The sequence below is a fragment of the Virgibacillus sp. DJP39 genome (assembly GCF_049310925.1).
Lineage (GTDB): Bacteria > Bacillota > Bacilli > Bacillales > Amphibacillaceae > Virgibacillus_F.
Genome location: NZ_JBMERP010000008.1, coordinates 24,596 through 40,087 on the forward strand (window position 1 = coordinate 24,596; position 15,492 = coordinate 40,087).

14 protein-coding genes are annotated in these 15,492 nt (G+C 36.4%); 5 read left to right on the forward strand and 9 right to left on the reverse strand.

The window, feature by feature from the left end; all coding sequences use genetic code 11:
* Positions 1-55 precede the first annotated feature (55 nt).
* A complete protein-coding gene (locus tag ACOI1D_RS04830; protein ID WP_422499665.1) occupies positions 56-1,540 on the reverse strand; it encodes a flavin monoamine oxidase family protein in 1,485 nt (494 codons plus the stop codon).
* A 728-nt stretch (positions 1,541-2,268) separates the two neighbouring features.
* Between ACOI1D_RS04830 and uraA the strand changes: the two genes are divergently transcribed.
* Positions 2,269-3,549: a uracil permease gene (gene uraA, locus ACOI1D_RS04835; RefSeq protein ID WP_422499667.1), complete on the forward strand. Its 1,281-nt coding sequence runs from the start codon at positions 2,269-2,271 to the stop codon at positions 3,547-3,549.
* Positions 3,550-3,596: 47 nt separating this feature from the next.
* On the opposite strand, the gene ACOI1D_RS04840 is transcribed toward uraA, so the two are convergent.
* Genes ACOI1D_RS04840 through ACOI1D_RS04850 form a run of 3 tightly spaced genes read right to left on the reverse strand, consistent with a single transcriptional unit; the run spans position 3,597 to position 6,723 of the window.
* A complete protein-coding gene (locus ACOI1D_RS04840) occupies positions 3,597-5,204 on the reverse strand; it encodes a YndJ family protein (protein ID WP_422499669.1) in 1,608 nt (535 codons plus the stop codon).
* On the reverse strand, positions 5,191-5,805 hold the full coding sequence (locus ACOI1D_RS04845) for a DUF4166 domain-containing protein (RefSeq protein WP_422499670.1): 615 nt from the start codon (positions 5,803-5,805) through the stop codon (positions 5,191-5,193). The genes ACOI1D_RS04840 and ACOI1D_RS04845 overlap by 14 nt, the downstream gene beginning before the upstream one ends.
* Before the next feature lie 12 nt (positions 5,806-5,817).
* The gene (locus ACOI1D_RS04850; protein WP_422499672.1) at positions 5,818-6,723 is read right to left on the reverse strand and encodes a DoxX-like family protein; all 906 of its coding nucleotides are present in this window, start codon (positions 6,721-6,723) and stop codon (positions 5,818-5,820) included.
* A gap of 263 nt (positions 6,724-6,986) precedes the next feature.
* Between ACOI1D_RS04850 and pheA the strand changes: the two genes are divergently transcribed.
* Together pheA and ACOI1D_RS04860 are read left to right on the forward strand one after the other, a co-directional pair.
* Positions 6,987-7,850 (forward strand): prephenate dehydratase, encoded by an 864-nt coding sequence (gene pheA, locus ACOI1D_RS04855; RefSeq protein ID WP_422499674.1) that lies wholly within the window; start codon positions 6,987-6,989, stop codon positions 7,848-7,850.
* A 298-nt stretch (positions 7,851-8,148) separates the two neighbouring features.
* The gene (locus tag ACOI1D_RS04860) at positions 8,149-8,616 is read left to right on the forward strand and encodes a YndM family protein (protein ID WP_422499676.1); all 468 of its coding nucleotides are present in this window, start codon (positions 8,149-8,151) and stop codon (positions 8,614-8,616) included.
* A 29-nt stretch (positions 8,617-8,645) separates the two neighbouring features.
* Here ACOI1D_RS04860 and dacB read toward each other — a convergent pair whose 3' ends face one another.
* The 3 genes from dacB to ACOI1D_RS04875 form a co-directional block, all read right to left on the reverse strand.
* A complete protein-coding gene (dacB, locus tag ACOI1D_RS04865; RefSeq protein ID WP_422499678.1) occupies positions 8,646-10,184 on the reverse strand; it encodes a D-alanyl-D-alanine carboxypeptidase/D-alanyl-D-alanine endopeptidase in 1,539 nt (512 codons plus the stop codon).
* 454 nt (positions 10,185-10,638) lie between these two features.
* Positions 10,639-11,304 (reverse strand): tellurite resistance/C4-dicarboxylate transporter family protein, encoded by a 666-nt coding sequence (locus ACOI1D_RS04870; protein ID WP_422499738.1) that lies wholly within the window; start codon positions 11,302-11,304, stop codon positions 10,639-10,641.
* 250 nt (positions 11,305-11,554) lie between these two features.
* On the reverse strand, positions 11,555-11,686 hold the full coding sequence (locus tag ACOI1D_RS04875) for a hypothetical protein (RefSeq protein ID WP_422499680.1): 132 nt from the start codon (positions 11,684-11,686) through the stop codon (positions 11,555-11,557).
* 142 nt (positions 11,687-11,828) lie between these two features.
* Here ACOI1D_RS04875 and ACOI1D_RS04880 point away from each other — a divergent pair, with 142 nt between their 5' ends.
* Positions 11,829-12,053 (forward strand): hypothetical protein, encoded by a 225-nt coding sequence (locus ACOI1D_RS04880; RefSeq protein WP_422499681.1) that lies wholly within the window; start codon positions 11,829-11,831, stop codon positions 12,051-12,053.
* Positions 12,054-12,236: 183 nt separating this feature from the next.
* The gene (gene mobA, locus ACOI1D_RS04885; RefSeq protein WP_422499683.1) at positions 12,237-12,818 is read left to right on the forward strand and encodes a molybdenum cofactor guanylyltransferase; all 582 of its coding nucleotides are present in this window, start codon (positions 12,237-12,239) and stop codon (positions 12,816-12,818) included.
* 118 nt (positions 12,819-12,936) lie between these two features.
* On the opposite strand, the gene ACOI1D_RS04890 is transcribed toward mobA, so the two are convergent.
* Positions 12,937-13,650: a Crp/Fnr family transcriptional regulator gene (locus ACOI1D_RS04890; protein WP_422499685.1), complete on the reverse strand. Its 714-nt coding sequence runs from the start codon at positions 13,648-13,650 to the stop codon at positions 12,937-12,939.
* Positions 13,651-13,867: 217 nt separating this feature from the next.
* On the reverse strand, positions 13,868-15,361 hold the full coding sequence (locus tag ACOI1D_RS04895) for an MFS transporter (protein ID WP_422499686.1): 1,494 nt from the start codon (positions 15,359-15,361) through the stop codon (positions 13,868-13,870).
* Positions 15,362-15,492: the final 131 nt, after the last annotated feature.

Genomic DNA, 15,492 nt, shown 5'->3' on the forward strand with positions numbered 1-15,492 from the left:
GTACAAGATTTGTATTAGTTTGGGTTAGTGACTAGTTAATCAACTAAATGAGAAATTAGACCAGTGTTCGGTTATGTATCTCGTATGCTGCCCTAATTCCGGATTCTATCGCACCTTCAACCCAACCATGAAAGCGTGAAGTATGTTCCCCTGCAAAGTGAACCCTTCCTTCCGGCAGAAAAACAGCATCACCAAAATCAGAGGCTTGATTTGGTGAGAATAATGTAAAACAACCCGCCGAAAATTGATTTTGACTCCAACTGTAGGAAGTACCATTTAAATACTCTTTATATACTTGCTCGCCATAAATTTTGTATAACCCGTTTAACGCTTCTCGGATTCTACCGCTTTCATCTAAACTGTTCCAAAGCATGGCATTATTTCCCCAGCTATAGCTCGTAAGCATCACACCTGGTCCCCCTATATCTGTTAAACTAGGGTTGTAAGCAAAACGTAAAGGATAATCTGTAATAATATTACCTATCCTTGCTGTTTCCCAAAACCTCGTTCTGAATTCTAAACCAATCTTTACAGAGGATACGTAATTTAATTCTCGAATCACCTTCCATTTTTTGTATGAAAAAGACTCGTATGGATAGACATCGATAAATTGAAAAACAGAATATGGGACCGTTGCTATTGTAAAGTCACTGTCAAATGCATGCCCGTGTCCAGTACACAAATCTCGAGCTGTCACTGTAACCCCATTTTTATATTGGTAAATCTGATTAACTTTTTGATTGAAGATAACATTATTTTTCAGCTTTTGATATAGAACTTTAGGCAGATTATCATTCCCACCGGTTATCTCATAAAAAATTAGATCCTCGTTAAAAATTGTTCCGATAACGTCCAGTACGATATCTACAAACGAGTACGCTGGAAATCCTTCTGCTCCAAGAATTACTTTAATCATCCGAATTGCGTCTGAAGATAGATTATTTCCAAAGGGATTATTTCGTAAAAAATCGTCAAAGGAATACCGGTCAAACTTCATTCGTAATTTTTCCTGCTCAGCTGAGGTACTGCTCTCATATAGGGTTAAAAAAGGTTGAACGGCCGTTAATAATAGTTCTTTTGCTGTTTTACCTTGTTCTTCTGGAGGGAGAGGGAATTGTAGTATATCAGGATTTTCATTATAGGTGGATTGCCTGGTATATACGTTATTTACAAATAAAACATCATTCTTTGTCGTGTTTAAAAATTGATTAATGGGTAAATTGTATTTTTTGATATATTCCATAAGTAGTAAATGTGTTTCAGGAAATCGCATCGCGCCTACATCTAAATAATTCCCTGGAGTAAATGGTTCTCTTACTGTATAAATCCTCCCACCTACTCGATTATTCCCTTCAATAATGGTAACCTTATGACCTGCATCTAGTAACAACGATGCCGCTACTAATCCTGCCATACCAGCACCAATTATTGTAATATTTTTTGGGTCGGGTGATTTTGACAAGCCATTTCGTATAGTCCAAAGCATGTCATCAGGATATGTCAATCTATCATCGCTAGATCCATTTTGTTTACCTTCCAAAGTAGCCCACCTCCTCTTGCATAATATGAAGGATTGAAGCCACCTATGCTCTAAACCAGTTATATTTCATATTGCTTTAATTTTAAAAAAAGTCTCTTTTCGTAAGTTTTGTTGTTTTTTAATTTTCGCAGTCGATGAAAACTGCGACATAACTTCTGCTACAGTATCGTCCGTCGCAGGCCGGGAATCTTCCGTTATCCGAGAATATCGCCCGTCGCAGCCCAGGAATCTTCCGTTATCCGAGAATATCGCCCGTCGCAGCCCAGGAATCTTCCGTTATCCGAGAATATCGTCCGTCGCGGCCCGGGAATCTTCCGTTATCCGAGAATATCGCCCGTCGCAGGCCGGGAATCTTCCGTTATCCGAAAATATCGTCCGTCGTGGGCCCGGGAATCTTCCGTTATCCGAGAATAGCTCATACGTCGCAGTCTATACATTTTGTGTCAAAAACAACAATCTTTTAGTAAACAGCCAAAAAAAAACCATTGACACAACCTGCAGATATTGTAATAATAGCTAAGATAAGTTCATACGGTTACCTTTAATTCAGTCCTGTGAGACTGGCAAGGTTAAACAGATGAAGATCTGTTTTTCAAATAAAAACTCTGAAAACTAATGGTTTTTAGAGAGAATTATTTGTGTGCTAACACCTTGCCTGATATTTTCAGCAAGGTGTTTTTTGTTTGTTAAATCGTAACTGATGAACCAAATTTTAGGGGGTATGAGACATGGCACAACGTGAAATTCAAGTTGACGAACGATTACCATTTTTACAAAGCTTACCACTTAGCATTCAGCATTTATTCGCAATGTTTGGTTCAACCGTTTTGGTTCCTGTTATCTTTCAAATTAATCCAGCAACGATTCTATTAATGAACGGGATAGGTACGCTCCTATATCTATTCATAACAAAAGGGAAAATTCCTGCTTACTTGGGGTCAAGTTTTGCTTTCTTGTCACCTGTGCTAGTTGTGCTTGGCCAGTATTCAGGTGGGACAGGCTACAGCTATGTTCTAGGTGGATTTCTGGCGGTTGGAATTGTCTTAACATTAGTTGGAATGCTTGTACGGGTTGCCGGCACAGCATGGATTGATGTTATTTTTCCACCAGCAGCAATGGGAGCAATTGTTGCAGTAATTGGCCTTGAGCTTGTCCCGACAGCTGCTCAAATGGCTGGATGGATAGCCCCCGATGATGCAGCACCAACGTGGAGTGTTGATCCAGAAGTAGCATTAGTAGCTTTCTTAACCTTATCAATTACCATTATTTGCTGGGTAACCTTACGGGGATTCTTAAAAATAATTCCCATCCTAATCGGTATTGTAGCTGGATATTTTATAGCGTATGCTTTTGGGCTTGTTGATTTAACAAACGTACAAGAAGCTTCTTGGATCTCTATCCCAGAGTTTTATCAAATGAAAATAAACTGGTCAGCTATACTCGTTATCCTGCCAGCTGCACTTGTTTTAATACCAGAACATATTGGGCATTTATTTGTAACGGGAAATATCGTAAAAAAGGATTTAACGAAAGATCCTGGTCTTGACCGTTCACTAATGGGAAATGGTATTTCGACCATCATTTCGAGTTTCTTCGGTGCCACACCAAATACAACGTATGGAGAAAATATAGGAGTTCTGGCGATTACCCGTGTATATTCAACCTGGATTATTGGAATGGCAGCAGTAGTAGCTATTATTCTATCTTTTTGTGGAAAACTGGCTGCACTTATATCCTCCATTCCAACACCAGTAATGGGCGGTATTTCTATTCTTCTATTTGGAATTATTGCAGCAAGTGGAATACGGATGTTAGTTGAAGCAAAAGTTGACTACAGCCGTTCACAGAATCTAATTCTTACCACGGTCGTTCTTGTTATTGGAATTAGTGGTGCAACCGTACAATTAGGCGATGTGGCACTAACAGGAATGGGCTTAGCAACAATAGTCGCAATCATCTTGAGTGTCTTCTTAAAGTTACTGGACACATTTAACTTGTCAAACGAATAAATAGTTAAGCCGCATCTTCTTTTGAAGGTGCGGCTTTTACTTTCTTATCATCTACTCTTTTGGCAAATGGTATAATTGATTGTTAGAAATGGAATTGAAAATATCCACATGACGTGCTGTGCCTCTAAATTTCCGTCCACGTCTTCCCCCACTCGAAATCTTTCTTCAATAGGCAGTTTAAATAAAAAGTTTTTAAGTGTAAAGTAAACTCCAGAATCCGAATCACCTGGTTGCTTCCTTTTACTGGTTAATTCTAGTTTTCTCTCATTCCAGTTCAATTCCAGTATTCCTGTCATTGTTGACCATGGCAATGGTAAAGCAATGTTCATGTATGTCCTGTTCCCTGTCTTATGATAAGAATAAACAGCTATAAAAACCGTTTCACCGTTCGCTTTCCTGACCCACGCCCTTGGACTGGTTCTTCCATCGATGCCTTCCTTCACGGATAAGATGTCCCCAATCATTTCTACCTTCTTGCTTGATAAAGGCAAATTGATTTGTTTTACATTCCTGCTCAAAAGCTTGTAGACGTATGCAAAAGGTTTAAACCAATTATGCCAATTAACCTCTGCAAACAGACGATAATTTCTGGTATTTTCGTAAAAATCAACAACACTAGATGAATGCGTTTCAGAATCAATGCTAGTTTTATATATTTCCATATCATCTACTAAACCATTACGTTGTGGATCATCCAACTTTTCCGACAAAACAGCTTCTCCAACAGTCATTTTACCCTTGATTTTACTAACCGGGAAATCCATTTCTCTTTCATTTGAACATGGTGGCTTAATATTCCAACCGATTACACCAACTAAAGCAAACAATAAGCAGTTAGTAATTCCGTGGAAATATAACATGAACGTAATCGTTACACTATAGAGACCTGTAAGATTACCGAATGCATACATTAAGGAAAATAGGATACTTAAACCTAAAGCTGCAAAAGAAATTCTGACCATCCGCTTTTGGATTGTATTGCTAAACTTAGCCTTATAAGACAAGATGATTAAACCATAAATTGCAACGATATAAATAAGTACAGAAATCAGTTCCAGTACAACTGAATAAGTGATCCCTACCGCAACAATGATTGGAGCTATTAAAATAAGCGTACAAATCCACTTGTACAGTGTAGATTTATATAACCTGCCCAAAAACCCTACAAAGACAGGTAATAAAAATGAGGCGTAATGAAAATGTATGCTTGTTAGCCACGTTAGAATGGGTGAAAAACCCGTGTTTACATTAGTTTCACTTGCGAAAAACCAAGCGCCACCTATTGCCAAATAAATCAATCCCATATCAATCATAAATTCTTCCAGATTAACAAAACCTCTATTCATGAACCTGAAAAAGCCGTAGTATGCGACTATAATTGTAAAAACAAAATAAAGTCCAGCAAATGCACCATTCAACAACATGTTTGTAGGAATTAACTGCAAAAATACAATTCCGAGTGACGGTGGTATAAAGATATATGGAACAAACCTCGTAAACCAGTTCCGATTATTCACAGTAACAATATGTAAGACGATCGGTACAAAAACAAGTTGAGCCACGGTGAGGATTAAAAAATGCCATTGATTTGGGCTAAATAAGGTAATCATGATGAAAAACAAAACATTTATAATAGCAATTTTAAAGAAAGTCATTACTGGAAAACTCTCCTTTGTAAGAAAAAACATTTCCTATGATAGGATTACTGACCACCACATTAATGGCGAATATATTTCGTTCTTCTACATATTGTTCGTGAACTGATGCCAGGCCCTGAAATAAGCGTGGCAAAGGAATCTCGAGCTTGCCAATCACCAGTCGTTGGTCTTTCGAATCAATTTGCAAGCCTCCACTAGTTGTCACAGACAATACTAGATCAGAGTACAACAAATGCGGCTCACCTAAATAATCCATAATAATCATCCGTGTCGAATCAAAGCTCATTAGCGCATTAAAATATCTTTTCTTTCCATTAAAAAAGAATGTCCGTTTCCAATGTATCTGTTCTTCACCTTTTTGACCAGTTCGAGGCGTATTTACAATCTCAAACGGGACATTTTTACCATGTTCAGGGAATAGTAATTTCCATCTTACTCCAAGCCAGAACAGAGGAAATAACAACTTTGGGCCCCCATTGATTGATTTCATAACTCCTGTACCAGTGAAAGTAGATTGTCCAGCGAATTCGTATCTTTTTTGTAGCATTGGGTCAAGTTTATAAAATTCATCACCCAACACCTTTTTATAAATAGACATATAAAAGTCCCCTTACCGCTTTCTTTTACAGGTTTTCGCAGTTGGCATATCCTTGCTGTTTAACAACCCAACCACAGAAAGAGCTAATAAAGATATGTTAAAAGTAAGCGGATTAAAAGGATGAGTTAAATAGTTCTGATCCGCTAAAACTGCTCCCAATGTTAACAACGGAAATAGAATAATTTGTAGCTGGTATAACCTATATTTATTCGGATATATTAGCCAGAAAATACCAAATAAGACCTCTAGAATTCCAACTATGCTTACGATAAAAGTTGAATCACTTATTGATAAAGGAAGTACTGAAGTTATCATAGAAAGCTCTTCTGGATGCATTGCCAGTAATTTTGGTACAAGTCCATGATATACCCATACAAAGAAAAACAAAAAAGTGATTAACGAATTACTAAAAAAGCGGATGTACTGAGAATGTGGCTTCTCATCCTTTTCCAACCATCTCTTTAATACGTCAAAGCTTAATGCAGTTCCCCAACCAATCATAGGTCGAAAAATTAAATTATCAACTATGCTTCCAAATTTCCCAAAGCTAGGATCATAGTTGTACTGTGTAAGAAATGTAATGGGTTCATTTTGGTTGGGAATATACTTCCAATACCCTCTTCCTTCACGGATAATGGAAATAGTCTGATCGGTTCCGAAATGTAGAGAAGAAGTTTTTGATCCGTCTTTAGCATGATGACTACCAACACTTTCACCCCAACCTTCAATCTGTACACCAAAACCTATTTTCGTTTTATATGTGAATTTTTGTGGTTCATTATCAATTTTTGGTAAGTATGTAATCGAAGAAAAACGTAAATCCCATTGTTGGTGCATGTCTGGGGTTTGTGTAGCCTCCCATATCTTGTCCATTTCAGTATTGATAGGAATTTCAACATAGATTGGTTTGTGCTTCACGCTCATCACCCCCATTATAGATATAGTTTACCATATCCTAACCAGCCAAAACAGATGCATTCAAGTTGGTTTGTCTTTGGGAGGAATATTTACGGGCTAACGGTTGATTTCCCAAATTAATGTGATAAATAATTTGACGAAAAAAGGTGTGAAGATGCTATACTGAATGTACAAAAATTTCACTAAACTGAAGGCTTCTGCAGTTCCTGTTTTAAAATATGGCCTTTAATTTAATTTTGTTAACTTTTGACAGGAGGACCATTATGTTAGAAAATAAGTACCAGCCTACCGTCTCCTATTTGGGGCCAGAAGCATCATTTACACATATTGCTGCAAGTTCATTTTTTGGTAAATCAGGGTTAGTTCCCCAGCCAACAATTCCGGATTGTATTGAGGCTGTAACTTCGGGACGCGTGGCGTATGCTGTTGTTCCGCTGGAAAATGCATTGGAAGGATCCGTTCCGTTAACAATCGATTATTTGTTTCATGGAAGCGAGTTGTTCATTAATGCAGAAATTTCAACTGCGATTGAACAACACTTAATGGTAAATAAAAAACAGGCAGATTCGATAAACGACTTAGAATCGATAAATTCACATCCACATGCACTAGCCCAGTGTCACAAATATTTACAGTACCATTACCGTCGTGTCCCGCTGATTCAAACGACATCTACTGCAGCTGCTGCAAAATTTATTTCAGAAAATCCGGATGAAAAAATTGCAGCTATTGGAAACAGTTTAGCAGCTGAAAAATATGGATTACATATTATTAAAGAAAATATTCAGGACTTTCATTTTAACCATACAAGATTCGTGGTACTTTCGTTACGGAAAGAGACATTAAAAAACGGTGGAAATAATACCAACCTTAAAACGACACTGATGGTCAAACTACCCGAGGTCGATCATTCTGGTTTGCTACATCAGATATTATCTGTTTTTGCATGGAGAAAGCTCAATTTGAGCAAAATTGAATCAAGACCACTTAAAACAGGACTTGGTAATTATTTTTTTATAATTGATATCTTAGAGTCTGAGGATCATCCAATGATGAAAGGCGCGCTAGAAGAGCTTCACGCACTGGATTGTTCTGTCCAAACATTTGGTTCCTATTACGCTTATTAATGCTAACTTAAAATTTATTGTTATTGGAAAACCTATTAAAAAGAGACTATTCTTTGAAAGAATAGTCTCTTTTTATAATACAAAAACTATATGTAGTTCTGTTCTGATTTAAACTTTCCCTATAATTTATAGTATGAAATTTTGTTGTAATGTTGCCCAATATCTTCATTCATACATAAAAGTTTCTTGGGCATTATAAAGATAAGCGAATATCCGAATGAAGGTGACTTAACGTATCTACCTGTAATATTTTAACACTTCTAAAACTACCAAAATAAAAAAACGAAAGGAGAAAAAAATGGAACATCTAAAAGCGATAATTATAAAATTTGTAGTTGTTACAGCAGTATTATTCGTAGTATTGTCTTTACTTTTCGGAGTCGACTTTGGTGAAGTTTTGCTTATTAGTATAGTTTTAACAGGGGCTTCATACTTAATTGGTGATTTATTCGTTTTGCCAAAAACAAGTAATACCGTAGCCACTCTCTCAGACCTGGGCCTTGCGTTCTTTGTCATTTGGATAGTTGGTGGTGGCGTAATAGAGGAAGAAATTTCGCTAGTAATGGCCTCAATTATAAGCGCCATAGGAATAGCAGCTGGGGAAATGTTCTTTCATATGTATATGGAAAAAGATGTTTTGGAGCAAGAACATCAGCGTGAATCAAATAGGATGCCCCGTCAAGAATTTAGTACGGAATTTGCTGAAGAGGATTCACCAGAAATCAAAAAAGACCGACATACGTCCAATGACGATGAGTTAAAATAAGATTCAGCCCCCTACCGGGCTGAATCTTTTTACTGACTAGCAATTATAGTAACAATATTATCCTCAATATCTTTCCCGCCGTCTTCATCAAGTAGATGGTTTATTACTATAGAAAAGATTATTGTTTCACTTTCCCTTGGATTAATATACCCAGATAATGAGCTAACAGAATTTATTGTTCCAGTTTTAGCTTGAATGGTTGCAAAGTTTGATATGTCTTCCATTCTATTCCGTAAAGTCCCTCCCACCATACGATCATCAGCACCTGCTACTGGCAGGGAATGAACGAAAGTTGGAAACCACTCTTCTTTTTGTATTGTATACAAAAGTTTTGAGATCTCATTTGGAGGAACTAAACTGATGCTTGAAATCCCAGAACCGTCCCGAAGCTTGAGTGTCTCGATATTCAATCCCATTTCAAGAATTTTTTCTTCCATCACTTCCAGACCTTTTTCCCAACTACCTTCACCTTTTATGGCTTTTCCCATCTCTTTAACGAGCACTTCTGCATGTACATTATTACTTAACTTCATAAATGGAAGGATCATGTCTGATAGTGGAGCTGATTTATGTGAAAGAAAGACTGATGCTTGTTCAGGTGCTTTTCCTACCTTTAAATCACCAGTCCATGTGATTCCCTGATCTCTCAGAGCTTGTTGAAACAAATCCAAGGTATAACGCGTTGGCTCCCAAACAGCCATCCACTCTTTTACAGGCCATGAGCCACTAGGAATGGTTCCTTTAACTGTAATCACATTTGTACCGTGTTCGCGTTCTACTTCAATATCCTCTTCTTTTCCTTTTGGAACTGTCCTGGCCTGATTAACAATTTGCACATAATTTGTTTGTGGGGAAACGGAAATAATTGGTTTCTGCCCTTCACTGGCCCCGGGTTTTACTTCTACAATAACTGAACCTGCATCATAGTCCTTATCAGGAGAAACAGTTAGTCCAGATATTTGGGCTCCATAATAATACTGCTCATCATCCCAGATTAAATCAGGTGTAATTCTTATATCATCAAACCATGAATCATCAGCGACAATATCTCCATTAATTTTACTCACGCCACTATCAATTATTTTTTTTGCAAAATCATTTAAATCACCAGGTAATAAGGTGGGGTCACCTTTACCTTTTAAATAGAGATCACCTTGCAGTGTAGTACCATTCACCGGATTATCCGTTAAAATTTCAGTTTTGAATGTGTGATCTCTCCCAAGTGTAGACATTGCTGTAGCACCAGTAAACAATTTCATATTTGAAGCTGGGTGCATCCGGGTATTCCCACTATGTTCATAAATAATTTCACCGGTTGCAGCAGATCTGATACTGATTCCTATTATCGCTCCTGCTAAATTTGGTTCGCTTTTAATGTACTCATCTATTTTTTGCTTTAACGGCGTCGGCTTATTACTTGTGGGTTCTTGCGTTACCTGTGGTTTCTCGAAAACACTCACGTCCTTCACCTTGTTAACAGTATTTTTGTCGTCAGCAGGGGCTATATCTATTAAAATAACTACTATAAAAACAAATAAAATAGCGAAAATTATTCTGACCATTTTCATGAATTTCACCTCAACTCTTTAAAACGTTTTTTTATAAAGGAATTCAAACAAGTATAAAGTGTAGGTTTACAAACCTTACACTTATGCGGAAAGAAAGTTTTATACTTTCTTTCCTCTCAAAAAACGTGTGTACATCCTACAATTGTAACATAGACATTAAGTTCGAAATAGCCTTCACGTTGTTTACATGATCCCCATCCCTGAATACAGAGTTATTACTTAGAGAGGTTGTTCAAAAAGTCCGACAAAAATGACACATCGAATTTCTTGCTAGCTTTTCGGTCCTATTTATCCTTCATTTTGAAATTTTGAACACGGACTATAATTACTTATTTTGTAACTATACATTTTCTTAACTAGTTCCTTCATTTAGGGCTTTACGTACTTCACGAACTAACTTCTTTCAATATAGCCCTTTATACATTTGATATAACTTGGGATTCTAAATGCCTTTTTATAGCTTTGCAACTTTAAAAGCCATTATATCCAAGTATATATGGTAAGTAAGTCCAATGAACCCTGTTATCCATGCAAATATAGCAACATATACCATGAACTCCGGAATTATGGTTAAAAATGGTGTCTCCAATGCTTCAGATAATTGAAACGTGCTGGTGGTATACATAGAAAGTGGGAACACCATCCCCCAAAATTGCGGATCATACCTAAATGGATAGCGATTATAAATGTGGCGCCATATCGTAAGTATAAATAAGAGTGGTATCCACCAAGTGCCAGTTATCCAGAAGAACAACGTGAATCCTTTCAGAAATGGGGTGATTTCATCGAGCAGGAGCCAATAATTGGAATGCAGTATTAGCGTAGAACCCGCTAAAGTTGTTATAGCAACTGCTCCCATGTTAATCCAATATGGAGGTGTCAGAGCAGCGAATTTGAAATTGACAAAAGTGAATCTGTAAAAAATGAGTGTAATAATATTAAGATATAACATGCACCCCAGAAAATACATACATAAAGTAAAAAACAAAATGATTTCCTGACTACTCTCCACATGAGGTACCAAAAGGGTTCCAAGTATTGAAACTGACTGTGTAGCTACAGCTGCAATTAACCAAGCCCCGTTGATACCTTCAGCAATTGTTGGCTTATCTCTTCTGATAGTGACCGCTGTGAAAAATGTATATAATTACTACCCACAAAATAATTGCTAGAACCCACAAATAAATAGGTAAGGAATAGATTTTACCAACAATTATTAGCTGACTTCCAAATACGCTTGTGCCAGCAACTAGTGTAAAAAAACCAGGACCAAGTGTATGGCTTGTCAAATCTTGCTTCACTTCAGGAAAAAAGCAAACGAGACGAATAATCGTCAGTAGCCACAGTGTAATATAGGCAGCTATATTAATTTAAAATAATGTTGTAGAAATAAACTCCATTCCAAACAGAGATGTTCCAATTGATAATGCCCCAGTAGCCATAACCAATGCGAAATAACCCGGAAAAAGATCCTTTGCTTGTCGTTTTAAAAAGGTAAACATTATTAATTAACCTCCAAAATAAGAACATTGTACATCCATCCCCTATCTTATCATTATCTCTTGGTTTGTAATCCTCGTTTTTTTAAAAAAACTGTATATGGCAATCTTAAACGCGTTAGTTAAGGTGAGATAAAAATTATACTTGAGTATAATTCCTATTGTGTATGGAAGAATTGGAGTACAACGTAATAGAACAAGTTCTGTACCGAATACCACAAAAAATCTTTTGTGTGTCCAACATCATCTGGAACAGTCACACTTTTTGTCTATTATTCTGCCACCTGACAATGCTGACATTTATGTTTCACTTCCATTGCTTGAAAAACTCAACCAAATTGGAGACCAGCAAGTGGAGTACACGATGTGACAGTGGTAACAAACTTTAAAAAGAATACTAAATCCCAGAAACGTGTTCCTCAAAAGGATTTTAAAGAGCGGCTTTTTAAAACACCCTTAGAGGAAAAGTTTAAGGATGTGACTAATTTAACAGTCAATTTCCTAAGTATAAGATATAGTTAAATAAATCATAAATCAGTTGAGGGGGTAAAAGATGCTTACAGGTGCTATTCTTGTCGGGGGTAATAATGATATTGTGGACGGAACTCTAAGATCATTTTTAACGTTTAACGGTCAAACTATTATCGACAAACAAATTGAAGAAATGAAAAAGATTTGCTCGGAAATAGTAATCGTAACTAATCAACCAAGATTATTCTTGCCATTAGTTGCAAGGGATGTACGGATTATCACAGATTATCACAAAAAAAAGGGGCCTCTTGGTGGTATACATGCTGTTATGTCCCTGGCTAATAACCCCTATTTATGGGTGGTGAGTTGTGACATGCCTTTAATCAAAGCAAATGTAGCCCAATTCATGTTGAATTTATGTTTAGATTATAAGTACCAAGCAGTTTTGCCCGCACTCGTAAACAACACGAGTCCTAAATTATTTCACTCTATTTATCATAAGAGTATCCTGTCAGAAATAGAAGTAGCCTTAACAGCCAACGTCATTAATCCATCTAAACTATTGAATAAAATAAACTCTATTAACCTAGATAAAAAAGTTTTTCTCACAAATGGACTGAATCTTGATTTCTTAAGTGATATAAAATCTTTGACAGGGACATGAGGAATATCGGAGAACAACAACTTTTGCTTAAAAACTAATTTATAAACAAGAAAAATTATTAAGGTGTTGGAGAAATAAGCCTACACCTTATTCTGCCAGTTTAATATAATTGATTTACCTATAACCTGCAAATTCCAAGAGGACATTCCTCGCAACGGCATAAATTCTTTAGCTCAGCTAAGTTTAAAATTTCAATTTGACCGTTTTCGTATCGAATCAATTGATCACGTTTGAATTTGGATAGCATACGGTTAACTGTTTCACGGGTTGCTCCAATTAAATTCGCTAATTCATTATTGGTGAATTTTTTAGTGATACGTATACTGCTTCCAGTTTTAACACCATAGGTATTTGAAGCTCTAATTAACATGGATGCAAGTGCACCGTTTTTTCCATGAAATAGCAAATCTCTGACTTTTAGTTGCGTGTAGTGTTGCATATGACTCATCCATTGGGTAAACTCTATTGCTAAGTCACCGTTCTGCCAAAGAAGAACTTCTAAATCTTTTTGTTGAATCACACCAATCACACACGCATCCATTGCTTCTGCGGTAAAAACACTAATTTGTTTCTGATGTGGATCAAATTCTCCAAATATATCACCAGGAAAAAAATAATACATTGTCAAATCCTTACCGTCTTCGCTCAGCTTTGTAAGCTTTACATTACCTTCTATAAGAAAATATAAATTTTCATTGGGATCACCTTCCCAATAAATGGTTGAACCTGAACTGTACTTCTCGGTATACATTATTTCCTGCAATTTTTTAAAACAAGTACTAGAAAAATGCGTGGTATTCGTTTCAACCGCTAATTTACTGACAACACTCATTTGTATTACCTCCTTATGATACTATCCTTTTTGTTTCCTAGTATCATAGTTACACTATATATAAGATATTCATTTCTGATAATTAGGGAATTCCCCTATCTTTAACAGATAAAAACCCGGTTATGTCATACATAATCGGGTTTCTAAGTAGTTATGAAAGCATACGTATAACTAAGGCTTGACGATAAGCCCCGTTTTCTATTCTTATCCAGTAAATTTATTTTTTAGCAGTTATGTCACTAAACACACCAGCATATTGCAAAGTTTCTCCAGAATCGTCTGTAATCGCATTAATAGTAAGCCACTCTAAATATTTCTCGCCATCTTTTCGTTTATTCCAAATCTCACCTTGCCAAAAACCTTTACTTTCCAAGCTTTCCCACATTTGTGTGTAAAAGTCACTCGTATGAAGGTCAGAACTTAACATATTTGGATTGTTACCCAGGGTTTCTTCAACACCATACCCCGTGAGTTTTGTAAAGGCAGGATTGATCTTTATAATTTTACCATTTCTGTCTGTAACCATCATGCCTAGTGGAGTAGTTTTTAAGATTTTATAAGAAAGAGATAATTTATCATTATAAAACATCCAAATTACAATTATTAAGCTTGCTAGAGCAACCTGAGATAAAGCCATAAACCCTATTGCATAGTGCCCAGTTAGATTATAAAGAGTTGTCAATATAAGTGGTGGGAAAAATCCACCAAGCCCACCCATCGCGGAAACTATACCATTTGCAATTCCTGCTTGTTTGTTGAAGTACATTGGGACAAGCTTAAAGATAACTCCGTTTCCAATTCCTGCCGCTACTGCAATACTTAAACAACCGACTGTATATAAATTTATAGATGGTGCGAAAGATAAAAGCAAAGCTGCAAGGGTAAATCCTGAAAATACGTACATTAAAATAATTAGTGGTTGAAATTTATCCGCGAGCCAACCACCAAGTGGACGTAAAAATGTTGTTAATGCAATGAATCCAGCAGTTCTAAGACCAGCATCCACATTATCCAAACCAAAGTTGTTAACGAGAAAGTTTGGCAAATACACTGTAAAAGCTACAAAGGAACCAAATGTTACAAAATAAAATAAGCAAAAAAACCAGAGTTTTTCATTACGGTAAACGCCTTTAATTTGTTGTAGCAAAGGAGTCTTAACTTTAACTTCTTGTTTATCACCAAAAAATAAGTTAGCCAGAATAAATATACCCAATAAGACCATATATAACTGAACTGTCAACGACCAGCCTAGTTGCCCAGCGATTACAGGTGCTGCGAATGCTGTTAAAGCTGTTCCGATGTTCCCTACTCCATAAATACCATTTACGAAACCATGACGTTCCTTTTCATAATACTTAGGTAAAGATGTAACACCAACTGCAAAAACTGCTCCCCCAATTCCCAAAAATAGTCCACCTACTAGTAAATCCGCAAAAGAATCTGCGATACTTACATAATAAACTGGGAATAATAAAAGAATAAAACTAATAATGAATATCTTTCTTGCTCCAAATATATTAGCTAAGTAACCCATTGGGATCCTTAATAGCGACCCTAATATTACAGGAGTGGCTGTAACCCATGACACTTGCTGTGGGGTCATCTGTATATCATCTATAATAAATGTCATTAGTGAGGATAAAATTACCCACACCATAAACCCCATGACTAAATTCATAGTTTGTAATGGTAATTGAAGTTTTCTAATCATTTACTCTTACCCCTTTCTTAAATAATATTCCATTTTGTTGGTTTTTACTTCCTTTTATAAATTTGTTAGTAATGACTTGCATCAAGTTTTACTCCTTTTTGTACCAAAACATTTACTACGTTCTCACTATT

Bases quoted from the DNA above. Each gene is read 5' to 3' on its own strand.
- uraA (WP_422499667.1), top strand. From the start codon at position 2,269: ATGGCACAACGTGAAATTCAAGTTGACGAACGATTACCATTTTTACAA.
- ACOI1D_RS04840 (WP_422499669.1), bottom strand. From the start codon at position 5,204: ATGACTTTCTTTAAAATTGCTATTATAAATGTTTTGTTTTTCATCATG.
- ACOI1D_RS04845 (WP_422499670.1), bottom strand. From the start codon at position 5,805: ATGTCTATTTATAAAAAGGTGTTGGGTGATGAATTTTATAAACTTGAC.
- pheA (WP_422499674.1), top strand. From the start codon at position 6,987: ATGTTAGAAAATAAGTACCAGCCTACCGTCTCCTATTTGGGGCCAGAA.
- ACOI1D_RS04860 (WP_422499676.1), top strand. From the start codon at position 8,149: ATGGAACATCTAAAAGCGATAATTATAAAATTTGTAGTTGTTACAGCA.
- dacB (WP_422499678.1), bottom strand. From the start codon at position 10,184: ATGAAAATGGTCAGAATAATTTTCGCTATTTTATTTGTTTTTATAGTA.
- ACOI1D_RS04875 (WP_422499680.1), bottom strand. From the start codon at position 11,686: ATGTTTACCTTTTTAAAACGACAAGCAAAGGATCTTTTTCCGGGTTAT.
- mobA (WP_422499683.1), top strand. From the start codon at position 12,237: ATGCTTACAGGTGCTATTCTTGTCGGGGGTAATAATGATATTGTGGAC.
- ACOI1D_RS04890 (WP_422499685.1), bottom strand. From the start codon at position 13,650: ATGAGTGTTGTCAGTAAATTAGCGGTTGAAACGAATACCACGCATTTT.
- ACOI1D_RS04895 (WP_422499686.1), bottom strand. From the start codon at position 15,361: ATGATTAGAAAACTTCAATTACCATTACAAACTATGAATTTAGTCATG.